The 20603-nt window shown below is 60.2% G+C and carries 23 protein-coding genes; 7 read left to right on the forward strand and 16 right to left on the reverse strand.

The annotated features are described in order from the left end of the window. Positions 1-13: 13 nt before the first annotated feature. The 5 genes from GH769_RS05835 to GH769_RS05855 all read right to left on the reverse strand — a co-directional run bounded on the left by GH769_RS05835 (position 14) and on the right by GH769_RS05855 (position 4689). Complete coding sequence (locus GH769_RS05835) at positions 14-1003, reverse strand: ABC transporter ATP-binding protein (protein WP_020301072.1); 990 nt, start codon at positions 1001-1003, stop codon at positions 14-16. Beyond that, the gene (locus tag GH769_RS05840; protein WP_032901937.1) at positions 1000-1800 is read right to left on the reverse strand and encodes an ABC transporter permease; all 801 of its coding nucleotides are present in this window, start codon (positions 1798-1800) and stop codon (positions 1000-1002) included. Before GH769_RS05840 ends, GH769_RS05835 begins: the two co-directional genes overlap by 4 nt. Then, the gene (locus tag GH769_RS05845; protein WP_032901935.1) at positions 1787-2632 is read right to left on the reverse strand and encodes an ABC transporter permease subunit; all 846 of its coding nucleotides are present in this window, start codon (positions 2630-2632) and stop codon (positions 1787-1789) included. Before GH769_RS05845 ends, GH769_RS05840 begins: the two co-directional genes overlap by 14 nt. Beyond that, complete coding sequence (locus tag GH769_RS05850; RefSeq protein WP_014717800.1) at positions 2629-3435, reverse strand: alkaline phosphatase family protein; 807 nt, start codon at positions 3433-3435, stop codon at positions 2629-2631. The genes GH769_RS05845 and GH769_RS05850 overlap by 4 nt, the downstream gene beginning before the upstream one ends. Positions 3436-3612: 177 nt before the next feature. Next, on the reverse strand, positions 3613-4689 hold the full coding sequence (locus GH769_RS05855) for an ABC transporter substrate-binding protein (RefSeq protein WP_014717801.1): 1077 nt from the start codon (positions 4687-4689) through the stop codon (positions 3613-3615). Between the two features lie 351 nt (positions 4690-5040). On the opposite strand from GH769_RS05855, the gene GH769_RS05860 reads away from it, so the two are divergent. Then, positions 5041-5754: a UTRA domain-containing protein gene (locus GH769_RS05860; RefSeq protein ID WP_003190151.1), complete on the forward strand. Its 714-nt coding sequence runs from the start codon at positions 5041-5043 to the stop codon at positions 5752-5754. 146 nt (positions 5755-5900) lie between these two features. Here GH769_RS05860 and GH769_RS05865 read toward each other — a convergent pair whose 3' ends face one another. From GH769_RS05865 to GH769_RS05900, 8 genes are read right to left on the reverse strand one after another with little or no spacing between them, the layout of a single operon-like run. After that, the gene (locus GH769_RS05865; RefSeq protein ID WP_032901933.1) at positions 5901-6854 is read right to left on the reverse strand and encodes a metal ABC transporter solute-binding protein, Zn/Mn family; all 954 of its coding nucleotides are present in this window, start codon (positions 6852-6854) and stop codon (positions 5901-5903) included. After that, on the reverse strand, positions 6854-7753 hold the full coding sequence (locus GH769_RS05870; protein ID WP_153649494.1) for a metal ABC transporter permease: 900 nt from the start codon (positions 7751-7753) through the stop codon (positions 6854-6856). The genes GH769_RS05865 and GH769_RS05870 overlap by 1 nt, the downstream gene beginning before the upstream one ends. After that, positions 7750-8496 carry a metal ABC transporter ATP-binding protein gene (locus GH769_RS05875; protein WP_032901930.1) on the reverse strand — a complete coding sequence of 249 codons (747 nt, stop codon included), beginning with the start codon at positions 8494-8496 and terminating at the stop codon, positions 7750-7752. The genes GH769_RS05870 and GH769_RS05875 overlap by 4 nt, the downstream gene beginning before the upstream one ends. Next, positions 8493-9413, reverse strand: a complete 921-nt coding sequence (locus GH769_RS05880; protein ID WP_032901958.1) for a metal ABC transporter substrate-binding protein — start codon at positions 9411-9413, stop codon at positions 8493-8495. The genes GH769_RS05875 and GH769_RS05880 overlap by 4 nt, the downstream gene beginning before the upstream one ends. Before the next feature lie 19 nt (positions 9414-9432). Next, positions 9433-9993 (reverse strand): DUF6162 family protein, encoded by a 561-nt coding sequence (locus GH769_RS05885; protein WP_014717807.1) that lies wholly within the window; start codon positions 9991-9993, stop codon positions 9433-9435. Further along, positions 9990-10313 carry a hypothetical protein gene (locus GH769_RS05890; protein WP_020301064.1) on the reverse strand — a complete coding sequence of 108 codons (324 nt, stop codon included), beginning with the start codon at positions 10311-10313 and terminating at the stop codon, positions 9990-9992. Before GH769_RS05890 ends, GH769_RS05885 begins: the two co-directional genes overlap by 4 nt. Next, entirely contained in the window at positions 10310-10846 is a 537-nt protein-coding gene (locus tag GH769_RS05895) for a hypothetical protein (RefSeq protein WP_019817260.1), read from the reverse strand. The genes GH769_RS05890 and GH769_RS05895 overlap by 4 nt, the downstream gene beginning before the upstream one ends. Continuing rightward, complete coding sequence (locus GH769_RS05900; protein ID WP_032901929.1) at positions 10843-12045, reverse strand: PepSY domain-containing protein; 1203 nt, start codon at positions 12043-12045, stop codon at positions 10843-10845. Before GH769_RS05900 ends, GH769_RS05895 begins: the two co-directional genes overlap by 4 nt. A gap of 760 nt (positions 12046-12805) precedes the next feature. Here GH769_RS05900 and GH769_RS05905 point away from each other — a divergent pair. Genes GH769_RS05905 through GH769_RS05920 form a run of 4 tightly spaced genes read left to right on the forward strand, consistent with a single transcriptional unit; the run spans position 12806 to position 17277 of the window. Beyond that, positions 12806-13963 (forward strand): KamA family radical SAM protein, encoded by a 1158-nt coding sequence (locus GH769_RS05905; RefSeq protein WP_014717811.1) that lies wholly within the window; start codon positions 12806-12808, stop codon positions 13961-13963. Beyond that, the gene (locus GH769_RS05910) at positions 13960-15327 is read left to right on the forward strand and encodes an acetyl-CoA carboxylase biotin carboxylase subunit family protein (RefSeq protein ID WP_032901928.1); all 1368 of its coding nucleotides are present in this window, start codon (positions 13960-13962) and stop codon (positions 15325-15327) included. Before GH769_RS05905 ends, GH769_RS05910 begins: the two co-directional genes overlap by 4 nt. A gap of 4 nt (positions 15328-15331) precedes the next feature. Next, complete coding sequence (locus tag GH769_RS05915; RefSeq protein ID WP_020301061.1) at positions 15332-16048, forward strand: 2OG-Fe dioxygenase family protein; 717 nt, start codon at positions 15332-15334, stop codon at positions 16046-16048. Then, positions 16045-17277 carry an MFS transporter gene (locus GH769_RS05920; protein WP_014717814.1) on the forward strand — a complete coding sequence of 411 codons (1233 nt, stop codon included), beginning with the start codon at positions 16045-16047 and terminating at the stop codon, positions 17275-17277. The genes GH769_RS05915 and GH769_RS05920 overlap by 4 nt, the downstream gene beginning before the upstream one ends. Positions 17278-17383: 106 nt before the next feature. Here GH769_RS05920 and GH769_RS05925 read toward each other — a convergent pair whose 3' ends face one another. Beyond that, positions 17384-17842: a VOC family protein gene (locus tag GH769_RS05925; protein WP_032901927.1), complete on the reverse strand. Its 459-nt coding sequence runs from the start codon at positions 17840-17842 to the stop codon at positions 17384-17386. A 74-nt stretch (positions 17843-17916) separates the two neighbouring features. Then, positions 17917-18372, reverse strand: coding sequence for a redox-sensitive transcriptional activator SoxR (gene soxR, locus GH769_RS05930; protein WP_014717816.1), 456 nt, complete (start codon positions 18370-18372; stop codon positions 17917-17919). A gap of 99 nt (positions 18373-18471) precedes the next feature. On the opposite strand from soxR, the gene GH769_RS05935 reads away from it, so the two are divergent. Further along, positions 18472-18837 (forward strand): antibiotic biosynthesis monooxygenase, encoded by a 366-nt coding sequence (locus GH769_RS05935; RefSeq protein WP_019817256.1) that lies wholly within the window; start codon positions 18472-18474, stop codon positions 18835-18837. Here the strand turns inward: GH769_RS05935 and GH769_RS05940 are convergent. After that, positions 18826-19923, reverse strand: a complete 1098-nt coding sequence (locus GH769_RS05940) for a sigma-54-dependent Fis family transcriptional regulator (RefSeq protein ID WP_019817255.1) — start codon at positions 19921-19923, stop codon at positions 18826-18828. The genes GH769_RS05935 and GH769_RS05940 overlap by 12 nt on opposite strands. A gap of 267 nt (positions 19924-20190) precedes the next feature. Here GH769_RS05940 and GH769_RS05945 point away from each other — a divergent pair, with 267 nt between their 5' ends. Beyond that, the gene (locus GH769_RS05945) at positions 20191-20457 is read left to right on the forward strand and encodes a hypothetical protein (protein WP_014717819.1); all 267 of its coding nucleotides are present in this window, start codon (positions 20191-20193) and stop codon (positions 20455-20457) included. Positions 20458-20603: the final 146 nt, after the last annotated feature.

Genomic DNA, 20603 nt, shown 5'->3' on the forward strand with positions numbered 1-20603 from the left:
AGGTCGCTGCCTGTCAGGCTACTTCACACAGTGCGCTGGGGTCGATGGAAAGTGCCAGGCGCTGGCCATCCGGGTGCAGGTCGTCGGCCGAACGATTGAGCACGTCCACCACCAGCTCGACGCCACGGGCTTCGATGCGGTAGCGAATCACGTTACCCAGCAGGCTGTGGCTACGCACCAACGCATCGAGCTCGCCGCTGCGGCTCAACTCGATGGCCTCGGGGCGAATCGCGATGCGCCCGCTGATCGGCCGCTGCAGCAGTTGGCTGGCCTTGTCGGCATCGAGCAGGTTGTAGTTGCCGATAAACCCGGCAGCGAACACATCCACCGGCGCGGTATAGAGGGTTTCGGCATCACCGCTCTGCACGATCTTGCCCTGGTTCATCAAGAAGATGCGGTCGGACATGGTCAGCGCTTCTTCCTGGTCATGGGTCACGAAGATCGTGGTCAGCCCCAGCTCGCGCTGGATCTGGCGGATCTGCTCGCGCAAGTGCTTGCGAATACGTGCATCCAATGCCGACAGCGGTTCATCCAGCAGCAGCAGGCGCGGGCGGGTCACCAGGGAGCGGGCAAGGGCGACGCGCTGGCACTGGCCACCGGACATCTGGTGCGGATAACGGCCGGCCAGGTCCTTGAGCTCCACCAGTTGCAGCACTTCTTGCACGCGCTTGTTGCTGTCGTCGGCGTTGACCTTTTGCATGCGCAGGCCGAAGGCGACGTTCTGTGCCACGGTCATGTTGGGGAACAGCGCGTAGCTCTGGAACACCATGCCGATCTGGCGTTTCTGTGGGCTCAGGGGCACGATGTCCTGGCCATCCAGGAGGATCTGGCCACTGTCTACCGGCGTAAGCCCGGCGATGCAGCGCAGCAAAGTGGATTTGCCGCAACCGGACGGGCCGAGCAGGGTGACGAACTCGCCTTTGGCGACCTCGCAATTGATATCGCTGAACACCGGGGTGCCGGCGTAGCTTTTTTGCAGGTGTTGGACGCTGACGAAGCTCATTGGCTTTTGTCCTTGTTCAAGAGAGTGGCGGCCCAGGTCAGTACCAGCACAAAGAAGAAATAAGAGATCACCACGGCGCTGGTGAAATGGCCACTGCTGTTGCGCATGTTGTTGAGGTACACCTGCAGGGTTTCGTACCGGGTGCCGACGAGGATGTTGGCGAACACGAACTCGCCGAACAGGAACGAGAACGACAGCAGCAGCGCCACCATCAGGCCCTTGCGCAGGTTGGGCAGCACCACCAGGATCGCGGCCTGCCAGGTGCTGGCGCCGAGCAGTTGCGAAGCGTCCATCAGGTCGCGCAGGTTGATGGCTTGCAGGTTGTTGGTGATCGCGCGGTACATGAACGGCAGCGCGACGGTGAAGTAGCAGCCGATCAAAATCCACGGCGTGCCCACCATCGCCAGCGGCCCGGACCCGTACATTTGCAGCAGACCCACCGAGGACACCACCGGCGGCACCGCAAAGGGCAGCAGGATCAGGATGTTCATCAACGCGTCGAGCTTGGGAAAGTGGTAGTGCACCACGAACAGCAGCGGCAAAATCAACACCACCGAAAGGATCAGTGCGCCCACGCACACCAGCAACGATTGCCCGAAGGCCATCAGAAAGCGCGGGTCGCTCCACAGCTGTACATACCATTTCACGCTGAAGCCGGCGGGCAGGATGGTTGCCGACCAACTGCTGGAAATCGAGTAGACAAAGGTGCCTACCAAAGGCAGCACCAGGATCAGGAACAACAGGTACACCACTACCCGATGGTAGAGGGAGGCCGAGCCGGCTTCAGCGCGAGACATGGTAGCTCCTCTTGAGCAGCAGTTGATGCACCACCGTGACCACGGTCATCAGCGCCACCAGCACCACGGCCAGGGCGCTGGCCATGTTCGGGTCCAGCGACACATCGCCGGAGACCAGGCCGGCAATGCGAATCGGCAGTACGTTGAAGTTGCCGGTGGTCAGTGCATAGACCGTGGCATAGGCGCCGAGGGCGTTGGCCAACAGGATCACAAAGGTACCGAGCAGCGCCGGGGTGAGCACCGGCAGGCCGATATGCCGCCAGAACTGCCAGCCATTCGCACCGAGCAGGGCGGCCGACTCGCGCCAGTCTTCGCGCAATGCGTCGAAGGCCGGGTAGAGCAGCAGTACGCCGAGGGGAATCTGGAAGTAGGTATAGAGGATGATCAAGCCGGTTTTCGAGTACAGGTTGAAGTCCTCAATGATTCCGGCCTGCTTGAGCATGAGGGTGATACTGCCGTTGAACCCCAGCAGGATGATGAACGCGAAGGCCAGGGGGACTCCGGCGAAGTTGCTGGTCATGTTGGCGAATGCGGTGACGAAGTTGCGCAGCGGCGAATCCACTCGGCGCAATGAGTAGCTGCCCAGGGTGGCGATGATGATGCCGAAGATGCTGGAGTAGAAACTGATCTCCAGGCTGAACTGGATGGCCTGCCGGTAGAACTTCGAGGTGAAGATGCGGGTGAAGTTTTCCAGGCTCCAGCCGGACTCTTCGGTTTGCAGGCTGCTGATCAGCACCCACACCAGCGGCGCGATCTCGAACACGATAAAGAACAGTGCGAAGGGCAGCAGGCATAGCAGGGCCAGCCATTTGCCGCGGGTCAATGCAATCACTTGAGCAGCTCCCGGCACACAGGCTTGTTGTGGGGCACGCCCAGCAGTTCGCAGATGGTGCCGCACAGGTCGGTTTGTTTCGGCGCAGCGTCGGTGTCCAGGCTGAAGGCGTCACCGATGACAAACAGTGGCACTTCCCGTTCTTCGCGCAACAGGCCGTTGTGGGAGCGGTCGTTGTTCATGCCGTGGTCGGCGGTGACCAGTACCTGGTAGCCGGCATCGAGCCAGTCTTGCAGGTAGTCGGCCAGGATAATGTCAGCCGAGCGTGCGCTGTTGCGGTATTGCGCGGTGTCGAGGCCATGCTTGTGACCGGCGTCGTCGATGTTCATCGGGTGCACCAGCAAAAAGTTTGGCGCGTGCTTGAGCCGCAGGCTTTCGGCGTCGGCGAACAGGTGGGAATCGGGGTAGTGGTCATTCCAGTAGAAATGCCCGTGCTGGATCGCCAGCGCCTTGTCGTCGGTATGACGATCGCGGGCGGCGAGAAAGGGCGTGCGGTTATACAACTCGCTGACCCAGTGGTAAGCCGCCGCCGCGGTGCTCAAGCCGGCGTCGGTGGCGTAATGGAAAATGCTGCGCTGGGTGGACAGGCGCGAGACGTTGTTGTGCACGACACCGCTTTGGATCGGCGGCACGCCGGTGAGGATGCACTCGTACAACGGGCGGGACAGGGCAGGCAGTTCACATTCCAGTGTGTAGAGAGCTGCGCGTCCTGCGCCGACATAGGCCTGCAAATGCCCCATGGCGTGCCGGGCAACCTCGAAGTTGAGGCCGTCGAGCACCACAAGGATGACAGTGTGCTTCATGGGGGCTGGGGCTCCGCAACAGAGGGTATGGCTCAGTATCAACGTGGAATGGGATCAAATGTGGGAGCTGGCTTGCCTGCGATGGCGGTGTATCAGTGGACACAAATGTTGAATGTCAGACCGCTATCGCAGGCAAGCCAGCTCCCACACTGACCGCCTTTGGATCAGAGAGACCGATTACTTCATTTCTACGATGACTTGCTCGTTCCACATCTGTGGCAGCTTCTTGGACGTCGCTTCCCACGCATCGGCATCCTTGATCGGCTGCGGGTTGGCCTTGGTGTACTGCTCGCCCGGGATCAGGTTTTTGGCAACGTCTGCCGGCAGTTTCAAGTCGGTTTCAGCCCGGATCGGACGCGCATTGCCGCGTGCCAGGTTGAGCTGGCCGGCATCGCTGAAGATGTATTCGCGGGTGAGCTTGGCGGCGTTCGGATGCTTGGCGTATTTGTTGATGAGGGTGGTGTAGCCGGATTTCACCGAGCCATCCGAGGGGATCAGCACCACGTAGTCATCGGGGTTGGCCATCTTGGCCTTATAGCTCAGGCCGTTGAAGTCCCAGACGAGGCCCACTTCGACTTCGCCTTTTTCCATGGTAGCGATGGTCGGGTTGGACAGCGAGAGGCGACCTTGCTGGGCGATCTTGGTGAAAAATTGCAGGCCCGGCGCGATGTTTTTCTCGTCGCCTTTGTTGGCGATGGCCGCGGCGAGTACTGCGTTCGAAGCCTGGGCGGCGGTGCTCACGTCACCCACCGATACCTTGTATTTACCGGTTTGCAGGTCAGCCCAGGTGGTGGGCACTTCGGAGCCGTGCAGCAGCTTCTTGTTGACGATAAAGGCAATGGTACCGGTGTAAGCCAGGGCCCAGTGACCGTCCTTGTCTTTCGCCCAATCCGGCACCTGTGCCCAGGTGGATGGTTTGTACGGCTGGGTCACTTCTTGCTTTACCGCGATCGGGCCGAAGGCCGCGCCCACGTCACCGATATCGGCGCTGGCGTTGTCCTTTTCGGCTTTGAACTTGGCGATTTCCTGGGCCGAGCTCATGTCGGTGTCGATGTGCTTGAGGCCGTAGGTTTTGGCCAGGTCTTCCCAGGTGCCTTTCCAGTTGGCCCAGTCATCGGGCATGCCGACGCTGTTGACGGCGCCTTCCGCTTTGGCGGCGGCTTCCAAGGTTTTTAGATCGGTATCAGCAGCCATGGCGGCGGTGCACATGGCAATGGTCGAGCCTAACAGTGATGCCAGGAAAAGCTGTTTCATCCGAAGCTCCTTTGGGCGTTTTCAACGCGGCGTTTTATCTGAACGTTAGCGGTGGTTTGGTCTAGGTCAGCAATACCTGAGCCAATCTAGGCCCCCTGGATGACAGTTTCATGTCGATGTCGTTTTTGAAGCGCTGATGTCGTTCAGCTCTGACTTAGCGTAGACCATGCCCAAGTGCCCGCAGGCCTTGGACTTGGCCGATGTATTGCAGGGTGTGGAAGACGCAGTCGACAGCCTTTGTCATCTGTCGGTCATCTGGAGTGCCTAGGCTGGCACCCAGCAGCAAAAGCCCAGATAGAGCGCGTTTTATGCACCTGAACGGTGCTGGTCTAGTCCAGATAGGTAACGTTGATGCGTGATGAGGCAATCAAGGCGGTAACTTCCATCGGCCTGGCGCTGCAGGAGCAGATCGACCACGGCCTGTTGCCGCCTGCCAGCAAACTGCCCGCCGAACGCAAGCTCAGCGAGTTGTTTGGTACCACTCGGATTACCGTGCGGGAAGCCTTGTTACAACTGGAGGCTCAAGGGCAGATCTACCGCGAAGAGCGTCGGGGATGGTTCGTCTCGCCGCCACGGCTGGCCTATAACCTGATGCAGCGCAGCCACTTTCACGCCATGGTCAGCGATCAGGGGCGCGAGGCTTCCACGCAGGTCATCTCCGCACGCCTGCAACCGGCGTCGGCGGCGGTGTGCGCGTGGTTGCAGTTGCCGGCGTTGTCGAGCGTGATCCAGATTTGCCGGGGGCGCAGGATTGACGGGCGCCTGGTGTTGTATGTGGAGCACTATCTGAACCCGCAGTATTTTCCGGGGATCCTGGCGTGTGATTTGAATCAGTCGATGACTGAGCTGTATGCCAGCAAATATGACTTGCACTACGGGCGGGTGCGTTTCGAGATTGTGCCCACCTCGCTACCGGTGGAAGCGGCCGCTGCGCTACGCGTCTCGGTAGGCAGCCCGGGCTTGCGCATCGCCCGGGTCAATTACGACCAGCATCAACGCCTGATCGACTGCGACCTGGAGTTCTGGCGGCATGATGCGATTCATGTGGGTGTGGATGTGGTGTAGCGGCTGGTGCACCGCGAACCCATGTGGGGGCTGGCTTGCCTGCGATGGCATCGACTCGGTGCGCCTGATAAACCGAGGCGTCCGCATCGCAGGCAAGCCAGCTCCCACATTGAACCGAGTTTTTCTCTGACGGATCGGTGGCTTGCCTAGGGTGTGAGTGCTTTGATCACTTGGTCTACATTGGTTTCCAACTCCGTTACCGGGTCGGCGCCGTCCACATTCAACACCAACAGTCTGGAGCCGCCGGCAGTGACGGCGGTTTTGACTGCATCGCTGGGTTGACGGTGATGCAGCACCACCGCCACATCGTTATCCTTCAACGCGCTGCTGAGTTTTTGCAGCGCCTCGGGCGTCCACTCGGCGTCGGGCCGTGCATCGGTGCTGAGCACTTCCAGGTTCAGGCTGCTGACCAGGTACGCGAAGTGATCGCTCAAGCTGAGCACACTCAGGTTGTCGGCCTTGGCCAATCGCGCCTCGCTGTCGGCGGTGAGCTTGAGTAAACGCTGTTTGAGCGCGGCCAGGTTAGCGTCGATCCTCGATTTGGCAGCCGGCGCCAGGCGGCTCAGGTCGGCGGCCATCACGTCGGCCATGCGCCCCATATTGTTGCTCGATTGCCAGGGTTGGCTGTTCAAGCCATCGGTGACCCCCGGTTGTACTGCGATACCCGGCAAGCCGCCGTCCACCGGGCGTGCGGCATCGACTTCGACGATGCGGATATTGCTGCGTCGCGCCACGGGGTACAGCGGGTCATCGGCCCACAGCGAGCGCAGGCCGATGGCCGCGTCGGCGTCCAGCGCCAACTTGTTCAATGCCGCAGCACCGCGGCCGGTGAAGTAGGACACCTGCCGCGAACCCGGTAGGTTGGCCGGCGCGGCGCGTTCAAGCGCTACGTTGGTGCCTGTGAGCAGCGCCTCGGCCAAGCCGTAGGTAATCGGCAGCGACGCCAGCACCTTGACCGGCGGCTTGGTCTTGGTCAGGGCTGCGTGACCGAGGCCCTGGTTGACTTTGAAGTCCTTGGCGTCGAAACCGTCGACGGCCAGTGCCGACGTACTCATCAAGCAAGCGATGGCCAGGGCCAGTGGGCGAAAGACAGGGCGCATTATCCAAGATTCCCTTTGAGGCTGGGCGCAACGCCACGGGCGATGGCCGCGAAGGCGAAGGCGATACCGGCAACCAGAATGATGGCGGCGCCGGATGGGATGGGCAGGTCGAAGATGATCGGCAGCAGGATGCCGCACAGGGTGCTGACGGTGGCGATCAGCACCGAGATCCAGAAAAACCCTTTGAGTGACTGGCTCAACAGGCGCGCCGCAGCGGCAGGAATCACCAGCAAGGCACCGACCAGGATTGCGCCGATAACCTTGACCGCGGCCACGGTGATCAGGGTCACCAGGATCACGAACAGGTAGTCCAGGCTTTTCACCGCCACCCCGCGCACTGCTGCCAATTGCGGGTTGAAACTGGCCAGCATGATGCGGTTGTACAGCGGCAATGCCAGGGCCATCACCAGCGAGCCGACAATGGCCAGTACCAGCAGGTCGTTGCCGTTGACCGTCAGCACCGAGCCAAACAGCACGTTCTCGAGAATGTGCACGTTGATCTTGCCGGCCAGGATCAGCAGCAGGCTTGCCCCCAGTGCCAGGGACACGGACAGGAACACGCCGATCAAGGTATCGGGCGCCAGGCCGGTGCGGTTACGCAGGTAATTGAGCAGGATGCCGAACAGCAGGCAGTAGCCAAACAGGCTGCCATAAGGCCCGGTATAGGGTTCGCCCAGCAGGATGCCCACGGCCACGCCGGTCAGCGCGGCATGGCCGACCGCTTCGGAGAAAAACGCAAAGCGCTTGACCACCACCAGCGTACCCAGGCCGCCGAGTACCGGGCCGATCAACAAGCCGGCGAGCAGGGCGTTGACCACAAACCCGTAGGCCAGGGCTTCGGGCAGGTAACCGGCAGAGGCCCAGCCCTGGACCATCAAGCGAAAGGCTTCATAACTCATGGGGCCGGGCTCCGAGGGTGGGTGGAGAACAGAGTGAGCAGGCGGTCCGGGGTCAGCGCCTCTTTCGGTGTGGCGTCGAACAGCACGCGGCGGTTAAGACCGGTGACGCGGTCGGCCAGGCGGCCCACGGCCTCTAGGTCGTGCTCGATCCACAGGACGGTAATCCCGGCCAGGCGCCAGTCGTTCAACAGCCGTTCGAACACCTGGATACCCGCCTCGTCGAGGGCCGACATCGGCTCATCCAGCACCAGCAACTGCGGCGCAGGAATCAGCCCCTGGGCCAGCAGTACGCGCTGGCGCTCACCGCCGGACAACGCGCCCATGCGGCGCTTGCGCTTGTCTTGCATGCCAACGCGCTCAAGGGCATCGCCAATCGCCGCTGCGTAATGCCTGGAAAGGCCCAGAAACGCCGGACGACGCTGGCACATGGCAGCCACGAAATCGTCCACGGTCATCGGCAAGCCGCGGTCAAATTCCAGCGCCTGGGGCACGTAACCGATGGTGCCGGGTGTGGTTGGCCATTCCAGGCTCAAACGCCCCTGGTGCGGCGTCTGCCCCAGCAGGGTCTTGATCAGCGAGCTTTTACCGCCGCCGTTGGGACCTACCAGTGCGTGGATGCTGCCCGGTTGTACCTGGAAACTCACGCCATCGAGGATTGCGGTGCGCCCCAGGGTCAGCGAGACCTGGTCGAAGTTCAGGGTGGGGCCGACGTTGACGGCGTTCAGGTGCTGCGCGGCGGTCATGCTCCCGACTCCTGAATCGCCCGTACCACGGTGTTGAGGTTGCCGGTCATCTCCACTTCGTACTTCTCTGCGCTGTATTCGCCGTAGGAAATATGCGACAGCGGGTACAGCTTGACCCCGGATTCACGCTGGATGGTATCGACGTAGGTGGACGGGAAATCCATCTCCGAGAAGATCACTTTCACATCCAGAGCACGCAGTTCATCGATGGTCTTTTTCAGCTGGCTGGGGCTTGGCTCGATACCGTGGGCCGGCTCGACCACGGCGGTGACTTCCAGGCCAAACTCGCGCAACAGGTAGTCGTAGGCCGCGTGTACGGTGGCGACACGCAGGTCGGGGTTGGGCGCGCTGGTCAGCTTGGCCAGGGCGTCGGCGCGCATCTGGCGCAAGCGCTTGCCGTAGGCGCGAGCGTTCTGGGTGTAGGTTTTGGCGTTGTCCGGGTCGAGCTTGCCCAACTCACGGGCAATGTTATTGACCTGGGCAATCGACGCGCTGATCGACAGGAAGGTGTGCGGGTTGACCACCTTGCCCGCACCGCGTGCCGCGTTACCTGTAGCGGCGAGCAGCGGCACGTTGGCGTTGGCTTCGATCACCGGGATGTCCGGGCGCTCGCTGGTGGCGATCATGCGGTCGGCGAAGTCGTCATGGCCGACGCCGTTGAGCACGATCACATCCAGGGTGCCGATGCGCTTGATGTCTTCGGCGCGCGGCTCGTAGGCGTGCGGGTTGAAACCGGCGGGAATCAGCGGCACCACCTCGGCCTTGTCGCCCACGATATTGGCCACGTAGCTGTAATAGGGGTGCAAGGTAATGCCGATACGCAGGCGCTTGGCCGCCTCGGCATTGGCAAGGGGGGTGAGCATCAGGCTGAACAGGCCAACCAGTAAAAGGCGCAACAGGGGCGATGACATGGACATGGGCAATCGGTCTTCTCGTTCAGTGACGGTGCTGGCGGGTGACGCCAGCATCGAATTGCGCGACCACCTGCTGCCAGCCGGCCGCGATCAGCGCCTGGTCAGTGAGGTCGGAAGGGGCGGCAAGGTTGGCGCTGCGGTTGAGCCAGATATCCGGCTCACTGCCTTGCACGCGCATCAGCAGCGAACCGCTGGTGGCCGGCGCCTGGCTCAAGCCCAGGTAGGCGGCGGGTGCCAGCAGCTGCCAGCGATGGCCGCCACGGCTGACCGAACTGGCATCCTGGGCAAAGGGCGCGAAGCCTTCTTCGGCCAGTTGCTCAGGCGTCGGCAGGGCGCTGTGTTCCTGCTGCAACAGGTGGATTTCATCCAGGGTCACCCGCAGGTCGGCGTAGATGCCTTGCTCGGCGGCGCTCAGGTCGCGGCGGGCGTCCAGCTGGTGGCTGGGCACTGCCGCGACTTCCTGGGTTTCCCCGTGCAGCGCCACGACCGTGCCCGCCACCGCGAGGATGATCAGGCACAACAGCAACACATAAAGGGTTTCATGGCCCGCGCCCGCGGGGCGTACAACCTGTGTGGTACTCATTGCGACGGGATATCCGCTTGGTCGATTTCCACCACGTGGCCGGGGCCGGCATCGAACAGCACGTAGAACTCGGCGGCGGGCTTCTTGAAGGTCAGGGTCGAATCTTCGCCGAGCTTGCCCGGCACCAGGATGGTTTCGTCGTAGCCGATCACATCCAGGGTTACGCCGGGGGCGCCACTGCCGTCGGAGAAGCCGCCTTTGCACTGGATCTGCTCGCCGGGGATTTCCTTGCATTCGCACATCGGGTTGTGGGCGAAGGCGGTGGTGCTCAGGCCGGCGCACAGCAACAGCGCGGCGCGGGTGAAGCGCTTGAACGTCATGGTTTGACTCCTTGCTTGTTCAGCCAGGCAATGGTGGCAGGCGAGGCCTGGCTCAGCGGGATGGAACCCTGGTGCATGCTGCCGTCCCACCCTTCCATGGTCACCCATATTTCGGCGTCCGCCGGGGTGCGTTCTGGGATCGGCAGGGCGGCGCCCATGCGGTACGGCGTGCCGAAGAAGATCACTCCGGCGGCGCGCAGGCTGCGGGGTTTGCCGATACGCAGGTAAGTGGCCTTGACCTGCTCGGCACAGGTATCGCACAGGGCAGCGTTGAAGAACTTCATCGGGCCAGCCGGGTTCGGGCTCGGGCCTTCGTTGCGAAACTCAGCCAGCGTCAGGCTCCAGGGACCGACTTGCACCTGCCCGGCCACGCGCTCGCCGATGCCGGTATCCCCGCGAAACAACGCGGCGTCGGCAAAGTATTTGGGCATGAACCCCAGCGGCACCAGCAACAGCAGGATGTTGATATGGAAACGCCATTTCAGCCAAAAGGCGCGCAGCGGGGACGGCGGTACGGTTGCAACCTTGCTCATCGCTGGGCCTCCGAGGTGTCGGCGTGCATGGTCGGGATGGGCGCGTGCTGACGTTGTGTCTTGGCCTCGCGCTTGAGGGCGTTGAGGGTGGCCAGAGCGGTGCGCTTGGTCCAGATCAGCAAGCCGCTCAATACCATCATGCTCAGCACCAGGCCGAAGAATGCCCAGATCAGCTTGATCCACAAACCGCCAAAGTCCCCGGTGTGCAGTGGGCGCATCGACTCGGTGACGAATTCCAGCGGGGTACGGTCGGACAACAGGTTCGAGACCGCGACTTCACCGTCATAGGGGTTCAGCTGTGCGGTCTGGAACATCAACGGGTACCAGCCACGCCCGCCGATCTGCAGGTGGCTGTAGGCGTTGCTTGGCATGAACACAAAGCTGGCGTCCAGGCCGGGGATCCGCTCGGCGGCGATGTCGATCGCCTTGTCGATAGGGATCATCGGTGCCGGCACGCCCGGCGCCGACAGCGGCACCTTATCCCGTGCGATCACTGGCACGATGGGTTCACTGGAAATGGATATCTGGTTGTCGCCCAGGACAGCCTCGATCAGGAACCAGGTGCCGGTGATAGAAATGACCGCGATAAACCAGATCGACCAGATGCCACTCAGGCGGTGAAAGTCGCCCCAGAAGATCCGCGCACCGTGGCGGATGCGCAGGGTAGGGCGCAGGAAGCCTTTCCAGAAGCGCTTGTACACCACCAGCCCGGTGACCAGTGAAGCCAGCAGCGGCAAGCCCAACGCAGACACCAGGTACCAGCCCCAGCTGTACCCATTGGTGAACGGCACCAGCCACCAACCATGCAGGGCGCGGGTGAATTGCTGGAAGTTGAACGAGGGGCTGATGCCCTGGAGCGCGCCGGTGTAGGGATTGGCATACACCTCCACGGAGCGCCCGTCCGGGTAGCTGAGGCCGACGCTTAGCGCGAAGTGCGATTCATCCGGGCGGATGATGGACTGGACGATGGCCTTGGGCTCATCGTGCTTGATGGCCGCGATCACCTGGTCAAAGCTCAGCGGCTGAGCGTCATCCGACGGCTTGCTGGCGCGGATATCCGGGTTGGCCAGCCACACGATTTCCTGGCTCACCACGGCCAGGGTGCCGGTGACGCAGACGATCAGTACAAAGAACCAGATGGGCAACGCCAGCCAGCTATGGACGAGAAACCAGAGTTTGGAGCGTGACTTCTTCGACATATGAATGAGGGTCTTGATCGGAGGGGGCAATAGAGGCCCGGAAAAGGCCAGTCGTAGCTTTTGCTGACGCGACAGGCTGTATCTAAGTTAAGACGGATGAGCATGAGAAATCCCTAAGGTGGATATGAAAGAAAATGTTTCAGGTTCACATTCAGGCCGCATTTATGCGCTGATCGAACACGCAGTACGCCAGCCCGCAGGCGTTCAGCGGCTTGCGTTAGGCCGGGGCAGACCTCCAAGGACGTGATCATGCCGCTGTGTGATGTCGTCAGCAGCCACGCATCTGAGCGCCACTTCCTCGCGGCCAACCCCTGGCTCAGCTGAAGTGCGGCTACGTAGTTATATAAGTAGAAATAACGCTCTCTATACTCACTGAGCGTGTTGCTTTCAGTATTATTTGTTTTTCAAATAGCTGGGCTTGAACGAAAGCGCCCCTTGTCATTACGGGGTGTTGGCGCGGGTGCAGGTTAATTCCAGAGGAATGACAAGGTTATTGTATTGACACATTGGCGGGCATCGGCTTTAGTGAGTGCGGACTTGGAAGTCGCAATAGTATAAAAAGGAAGTTAATCGCATGACCGTGCTAGTCGTTTATTCGCGCCATCACGTGGTGAACTGTTATATCTCTCTGGTGCCGGTGATCAAGTTAGTTACTTGATCGTGGTCTGTCGCCTGCCCGTCGATTGTCATTGCTGCGAATCATACTTTTCCTGTGCTGGAAAAGTACGCGTCCCTATGCCTTAACAGAGAGTTCAAACTCATGTCGATTTTTGATCAAGCCATGCATCGTTCAGTTCAATGGCAAGACTGGCGTTGGCAGCAGAAGAATGCCATCCGCGATGAACCTGCACTGCGCAATGCCTGCGGTGGATGGGACGAGGCCACAACGGCGCATATCGAGCACAACTTGCAAGATCGCAAGATGCAGATCACGCCTTATTACATTGATTTAATCAAGCGTTCACTCACCAGCGCAGAGGTGATGGACCACCCCCTGTGGCGCCAGGTAGTACCGTATTGGAGCGAACAGGTGCAGGGCGACTACGACGGCAGTTCCGAAAACTGGGAACTCAATCATGAGATGAAGACGCCCATCTGCCAGCACAAGTACGACAACCGCGTGATCCTGCGCACCACCAACACGTGCAATGCCTATTGCCAGTTCTGTTTCGAGGCGCTGCGCACGCTGCAGGTGGGCACCGACAAAGCTAACGCCAACACTGACTCGTTCAAGGATTCGGTGGAGTACATCCGCGGTAATCCAGCGATTGAAGAGGTGATTCTCAGCGGCGGTGACCCACTGATGCTGGCCGACCGCAAGCTTGAGGAGATGCTGGCCGCATTGCGCGGCATTCGTGATGATCTGCTGATACGCATTCATTCGCGGGCCTTGAGTTTCAACCCGTTTCGCGTGACCGATGAGTTGGTGGCGATGCTGGAGAAGTACAAGGTCAATGCATTTGGTGTGCATGTCTGCCACCCGCTTGAGCTCAGTGCTGATTTTGCCGTCGCGGTTAAACGGATTCAGGGTGTGGTCCCGATTGTATTCTCTAACATGCCGCTGTTGCGTGGCGTGAATGATGATGAAGCGACGTTGCATAAATTATTCATTGATCTTTATCGTTTGGGCGTAAAGCCATATTACTTATATCACTTCATGCCGTTTTCACCCGGTGCTTCAGAGTATAAGGCGTCGATCAGCCAAGCCATCGCCATCATGGATCGGCTCAAACGCCGTGTATCGAATATTGCCCTGCCCGAGTATGTACTGCCTCATGCACAAGGCAAGTTCACCGTGCCATTGTTGGACTTTGAAAAGCCTGAAGACTTACCGCATTTTGAAGTCCGCGATGGGCAGCGGACTTACCGTTTTCGCAACTGGGAGGGCCAATGGTGCAGTTGGCAGGATGCGGTATGAAACAGGATGCGATTCTGTTTATTGATGTAGATGACGGTGCTTGCGCTCGCTACCGCTACCGGGAACCGCATTTCACGGTGGCCCGCGCCCACGGTTTGGCGTGTTTGACGGCCGCCGTGGCGGGGCGCAAGCACCTGCAACGTCTCAGGGACGACAGTGACGAAGTGTTCCTGCTCGAAACGCTCAGTGAGCAGTCTGTCCTGGAGTTGGTCGGACAGTTGGACGGGCGTTATCAGGTGCGTGGGATTTTCTGCCAGGCCGGGCACCCGTCCGCACAAGGGGAGGTGGGCTGTATCGTCGCGCAGGCGTGTCAGCGGTTGGGCTTGGTCTACAGCCACCCGGAGGCGATTGCCGCGTGCAATAACAAGTTCTTGATGCGCCGCGTGTTGAAACAGCATGAATTGCGTTCGGTACCGTTCGTGCTGTGCAACAACGAACAGGAACTCCAGCAAGGCGCCGAGCGCGTGGGTTATCCACTGATCGCCAAACCGCCCTTTGGCGGGGCTTCGGCGTTTATCAAAAAATGCTCGAGCTGGGAGGAGCTACGCAGCCACTATTGGCATTTCGTAAGTGATCATGGCGCCGCCGCTTATGCGGACTTCTACGGCTGTGCGCACGCCCTGCCGCTTGAGGATGGGCTGCGGCGTGAATACTTGCCAGGCCACAGCATTCTGCTGGAAGGTTATATTCCTGGCATCGAAGGCAGTGTGGAATGTGTGATTGTCGGCGAGCGTGTCCATCCGCTGCTGATCAATGAAAAACTGCTGCTGACCGAGCGCAGCGGCACGGTCCTGGAGAACCTGCTGATTTCCCCGCCGACGTCGTTCAGCCAGGCCCAGTGCGAGCAGATCCGCCAGTACGCGGTGGACTGCCTGCACGCGGTGGGCCTGACCAACGCTGTGGTGCATTTCGAGTTTCGTATGACGGACGCAGGGCCGGTGGCCATCGAGATCAACCCGCGTCTGGGCGGACTGTATGTGAACTCGGCGTTCCGCGACCTGGCCGGTATCGATCCTTATCAGCTGTACATGGGATTGTTGTTGGGCGAGAAGGGCATCAATGCACAGTTGGAGGCTGGCGCACATAAGGTTGCCGATGCGGGGCAACACTACGCGATGCTGGCGATTTATCCGCAGCACAGTGGCCTTTTCAGGGGCATTGACGGCCTGCAGTTCCTCGACCAACACCGCTCGGTGCTGGAATACGCCCCGCAGGACCCCGGCCACTACATTGACGCGGATATCGAGGAGCATTATTTGCTCAAATGCTGGGCCCAGGTTGGCAATGCCGCCGACGCCCATGCCTTGCACGATGCGTTGCAGCAACATCTGCGCATCCTCATCGATCCACCGGTTGCAGGATAGCGATATGGACATCCCTCAGATCTCGGCGCTTTTGCGCGAACATCACTTCTGTCATCGCCCGGACTTTCGCGAACTGGTCAACGTTGAACCCGGTGAGGAACAAAGCTTTCGCGCGTATTGGGATAACCTGGTGCGCGACGAGGCGTTCAGGACTTACACCCACCGCGAACGGCGCATCTTGCGCTATCGTCTGTTACCGTCACGGCAATTGCAGATCGACAGGAATACGGCGTTCAAATCGCCGGTCACCTACGCGGTGAACTATCGCCAGGGCGTGAATCACCTGAGCTATAGCGAGGAGGGCTTTATCGAGCATCCCCTCATGCACAAGCTGCTGGCGACGGACCTCGCGGTGATTGCCCCGCACCTGGGCGAACAGACCTATACGATCGATATCCATCAGTTCCGGGTGCGGGCGGACGTGTCATCGAGCAGCCCGACCACATCGGGGATTCACCAGGACGGCCTGGATTGGGTGTTCATGCACTTTATTGGCGAATGCAACACGGTGCCGGTGGTGTCGGAGGTGTTTGCCGACGAAACGGAGCACAGCCGGCTACTGAAACTGCCGATGGAGAAATTTCTGGAGACTATCGTGATCAACGACCGTGGGTTCTACCATCGGGCCGGGGAGGTGCGACCGCGGGTAGAGACGGACCCGGCCTGGCGCGATGTGCTCTTGGTAAGCCTGCGCAGTGTCGAGGGGGCACAGCCTGCATGAGTCACGATCAACAACTGAATCTGTCGACCCGCAACGCTCGCCTGATCATCTTTGCCCGCGGTGTGTCGGATTTTGGCGCATTCCTTAACATGGTGGCGTTGTCCACTTATGTGTACTGGCTCAGCCAGAGCGTGGTGTTTGTCAGCATCTTCCTGGCGTGCCGGGTCACCGGCGGGATTGTCGCGAGCCTGTTTGGCATTCCGTTTTTCCGGCGGTTTGCCGGGCGTGGGACGTTGGCGGGGTTGGACCTGGCCCGGGCGCTGTTGCTGATGCCGCTGCTGGTGTTGTTACCGGCCCATCAACTTACCCTTCTTCCCTTTATCGCCTTCGGTATTGGCCTGTGCAATTCGCTGTTTGCCATTGGCCTCAACAGTCAGTTGCCCACTTGGGTCGCGCTTGAGCAGCGGGTGAATACCAACGCATGGATCACCTCGGCGGCCGCCACCGGCGCGGTCTTCGGCAGTTTGCTCTCCGGCTTGCTGATCGCCACGGGCGGATTTGAAGCGGTGTTTGCGGTCAACATCGGCACCTATGTGATTGCCGCTTGCCTGGTCTTGCCCTTGCGCGCGTTGTTTAGCGTTGCTGTTGCCGCGCATCGCGGACTCGCCGCCGAATGGCATGAGCTGACCAAGGGGTTGCGCGGTGCGCCGGTGCTGGCTGCGATGTTGCTGATCAGCATGTTAGACACCCTCGGCAGCGCGGCCCATAACGTCGGTTGGCCAGTGCTGTCGCAGTACATTTCACCGGACACGGCCAAAACGGTCATGGGCTATCTGCTGGCCGTGTGGGCCTGTGGCAAGTTTGTTGGCGCGCGCATCGCCAGTGCAGTGTTGAAAGGTCGTGGCACCCAAGGCATGGAGCGCTTGTTCATGCTCGGTGTGGCGTTGATGTCCAGCGGCTTTATCCTCACATTCCAGCAGACCGAACTGTGGCTGGCGCTGTTGCTGGTGGTGTGGGCGGGGCTGGGCGATGGATTGTCCGAGGTGGCGTTGATCTCCCGTGCGCAAAGCGAGCCCGATAGCTTGCGCTTGCCGCTGTTCAGCCTCTTGACCCTGATCCAGATGGCCGGTTTTGGCGTGGGCATGCTGGTGGTCGGGCCGTTCTATGTGACGTGGACGCCGGCCCAGGTGATCGTGTTGTTCCATGGGCTGCCATTGACCGCCTTGTTGGTCATGACGATATGGCTGGGGCGCAATGCCTACCGGGGTGTCAGATCGACAAACCCTTGAAGTGTTCCAAACGCCACGCAGGCCTTTACTTTGCCGGAGCAGGCCGGTTGGAACCTGAGGCAAGGCGTGGCGTGTTGCAGGCGCGAGCAAGCTCACGCCCACAGGGTTAATGTTGCTTGAACATCTCCATGGCACGCTGGCGGATTTGCTCCTCGGTCAGGTCCTCCTTATGGGTGGCCAGGAACCACAGGTGCCCGAACGGATCCTTCACACTCGCCGAGCGATCCCCATAGAACTGATCCTGCGGCTCGGACACTGCGCTGGCGCCGGCATCAACCGCTTGTTTGAATTGTGCGTCCACATCATTCACATACAGGTGCAAACCGACACTGGGATGCGCGTCCGGATTGCGCAGGGCCGTTTCATCGCAGGGCGTGCCCAGCATGATCACCGCTTCGCCAATACGCAGCTCCGCATGGCCGACCCTGCCGTCGGGCATGTCCAGGCGCATGAACACTGAGGCGCCAAAGGCCTTCTTGTAGAACTCGATCGCCTTTGCGGCCTCGTTGATGCCCAGATAGGGGGTAATGCCGTGATAACCCTCGGGAATAGGTTTAACGCTCATAACGTTCTCCTTTGATTGTGGTTATGGGGTTACAGCCTTTTCACTATAGGTCACGTTGCATTGCGCAACTGGCTTTACCGATCAGCATCAGGCGTGGGCTCCAGCAACTGCGCACCAGGGCCACGCTCACCCAGCTGGTCATCGTGATTGCGCAGCGGGCACGCCTCCATCGACAGGCACCCGCACCCGATGCAACCATTGAGCTTGTCGCGCAGCAGCATCAGTTTGTTGATGCGCTCATCCAGATCTTCACGCCACAACGCCGACAGCCGTTCCCAGTCGTGAGCGTTCGGTGTGCGCCCATCGGGCAGGGCCCGCAAGGCCTCGCCAATGGTCGCCAGCGGAATGCCCAGACGTTGGGCGATTTTGATCAGCACCACCCGGCGCAGTACATCCCGTGGATATCGTCGTTGATTGCCGGCATTGCGATTGCTCTTGATCAGCCCTTTGGATTCGTAGAAGTGCAGCGCGGTGACCGCCACGCCGCTGCGAGCGGCCAACTGACCGACGCTGAGTTCGTTGCTGAGCATGTAAGGCTCCCAAACAGTGCTTGACCTCGACTTAACTAGAGGTTTTACCCTGCGTGGCATCGAATCGCAAGATTCTTCCTACAGAGAGAGGGGGTTTTCATGCAGGTATCAGAGAAGAGTCGCAGCTTCACTCAGCTGATCGAATTTCACATCGAACCCCGTCAGCAATCCGCCCTGGTGGCCGCCTTGACCACCCAGAGCGAGCGTCTGGCCGTGCGCCATGGCGGCTTCTTGAGTGCCAGCGTACAGGTCAGCGATGACGGACGCAGGGTGCTCAATTACTTGCAATGGCAATCGCGGGAAGAGGGTGAGGCGGCCTTCAAATGTTTTGAGCAGGGCGGCGAAGATTTCTGGACGCTGATCCGCGCCCACCGGGCCACGGCCGTGACCTTTGGCGCATTCCAGGTACTGCGCAGTTTTGAGCGCAGTCAGGACGATGCCTTGCACTGCCGACTAAATGGATAGGTGCAGCATCCGTTCGCCTTGCGCATTTTTCCCGGGCCTGCGCTTGTTGACCGCCAGTTCGCCGATCTTGATCAGGCGAGCGCGAGCGACGTTGCGGCTCAGTCCCAGCAAGGTGGCGGTGTGTACTTGGTTGTAGTGGCTGAAGTGATAAGCAGCGCGCAATAAGGCGTCCTCGACCTTTTCATGCAGGGCGCCGGACTGTTCCTCGAAGAGCCTTTGAAACGCCCGCGCCAGCAGGGCTTCTGCACAGGTATCGGTGTCGCTGTCGTTCTGGCGTTCGATGCGCAGGTTCGACAGGCGCAGGTCGTCGGGTTCGATCACAGCGTTGCGGCAGACCAGCAGGGTGTGATGAATCACGTTTTCCAGCTCACGGATATTACCCGGCCAGCTGTAGCGCTTGAGCTTGTGCTCGGCCTCGTGGCTCACGCTGATCGGACCGTAGCCCAGGCGCTGGCTGTAGGTTTGGATGAAGTGCCGGGTCAGCGGCAGGATATCGCCGGTACGTTCGCGCAGCGGGCTCAGTTCCAGGCTGACTACATTGAGGCGGTAGTAGAGGTCTTCACGGAAATGCCCGGCGTTGATGGCCTGTTCCAGTTGTACATTGGTGGCGGCCAGGACTCGCACATCGATTGCAATGCTTTTGCGCGAACCCAGGCGCACCACCTCACGCTCCTGTAGCACCCGCAGCAGTTTGACCTGGATGGCCATCGGCAAATCGCCGATCTCATCCAGAAACAAGGTGCCGCCGTCAGCCTCTTCGAACCAGCCGGCCTTGGCGCTGAGGGCACCGGTAAAGGCGCCTTTCTCATGGCCGAACAACTCGGCTTCCACTAGTGCTTGCGAAAAAGCCCCGCAGTTCACTGCCACGAAGGGCCGATTTCGCCGCGTACTGAGGTGGTGGATATGCCGCGCAACAAGCTCTTTGCCGGTGCCGGTTTCGCCGATGATCAGCACGCTGGCCTCGCTGGGGGCCACTTGCTGGATATGGTCGAGCAGGGCCTGGGACTTTGGGTCTTCGAAGACCTGGGCTGTGGCGCGGATCGAGGTCGCGAGGGCAGGCGAGGGCGGCAGGGTGAACAGCTGCATGGTGACCTCTCATGGGAATTCAAGCTTTGTTGAAGGGCTGTTGCCGGGTGGACAGTGGGCTGCGCGCAAGGTCTTTATAGAGGTATCGTCTTAATTCGTAAATGAAGGTGTTTCTATATTTATAGAACTTAAATGAATATAAAGGCGTTCCTCCTGTGGACGCCGATACGCGTGATAGCGACTATCACGGACGATGATTTTTCAGCGAGAAGGGGCGGGAGTAGCCTGTGTTCATTGACTCGAAACCATCTTCGCAGGGCCATCGCCATGAACCGTTTCCTCGCTGTTTCCCTTTTACTTGTCACCTCTGTCCTTGCGGGGTGTGCGACCCAGCCATCCCCGGAAATGCGCCCTTATACGGCCGACGAAACCAAGCAGTTGGCTTTGGAGGCCCTGGGCCGTCGCGGCTTGTCGTTTGACGACTATCAACGCCAACGCGCCGCGTTGCTTGGCCAGCCAAAGCCCTTCGGCTTTGATCACCAGGGTGAAATGAACGCCGAGCGCAGCGTGGTTTTGCATGGTCGGCCCAGTTGAGCGCGCTTCATGCAGCAAAAAGCCCGAGGTTTCCCACAAGGAACCTCGGGCTTTTTGTTTGCCATGGGGCTACTTCAGCCTGTTAAGCTCAATTCCAGGAGCGTTCCTACGCACATTTAAATAAAGTTACCTTCTTTAATGGCATT

The organism is Pseudomonas sp. CFSAN084952, from assembly GCF_009648855.1.
GTDB lineage: Bacteria > Pseudomonadota > Gammaproteobacteria > Pseudomonadales > Pseudomonadaceae > Aquipseudomonas > Aquipseudomonas paracarnis.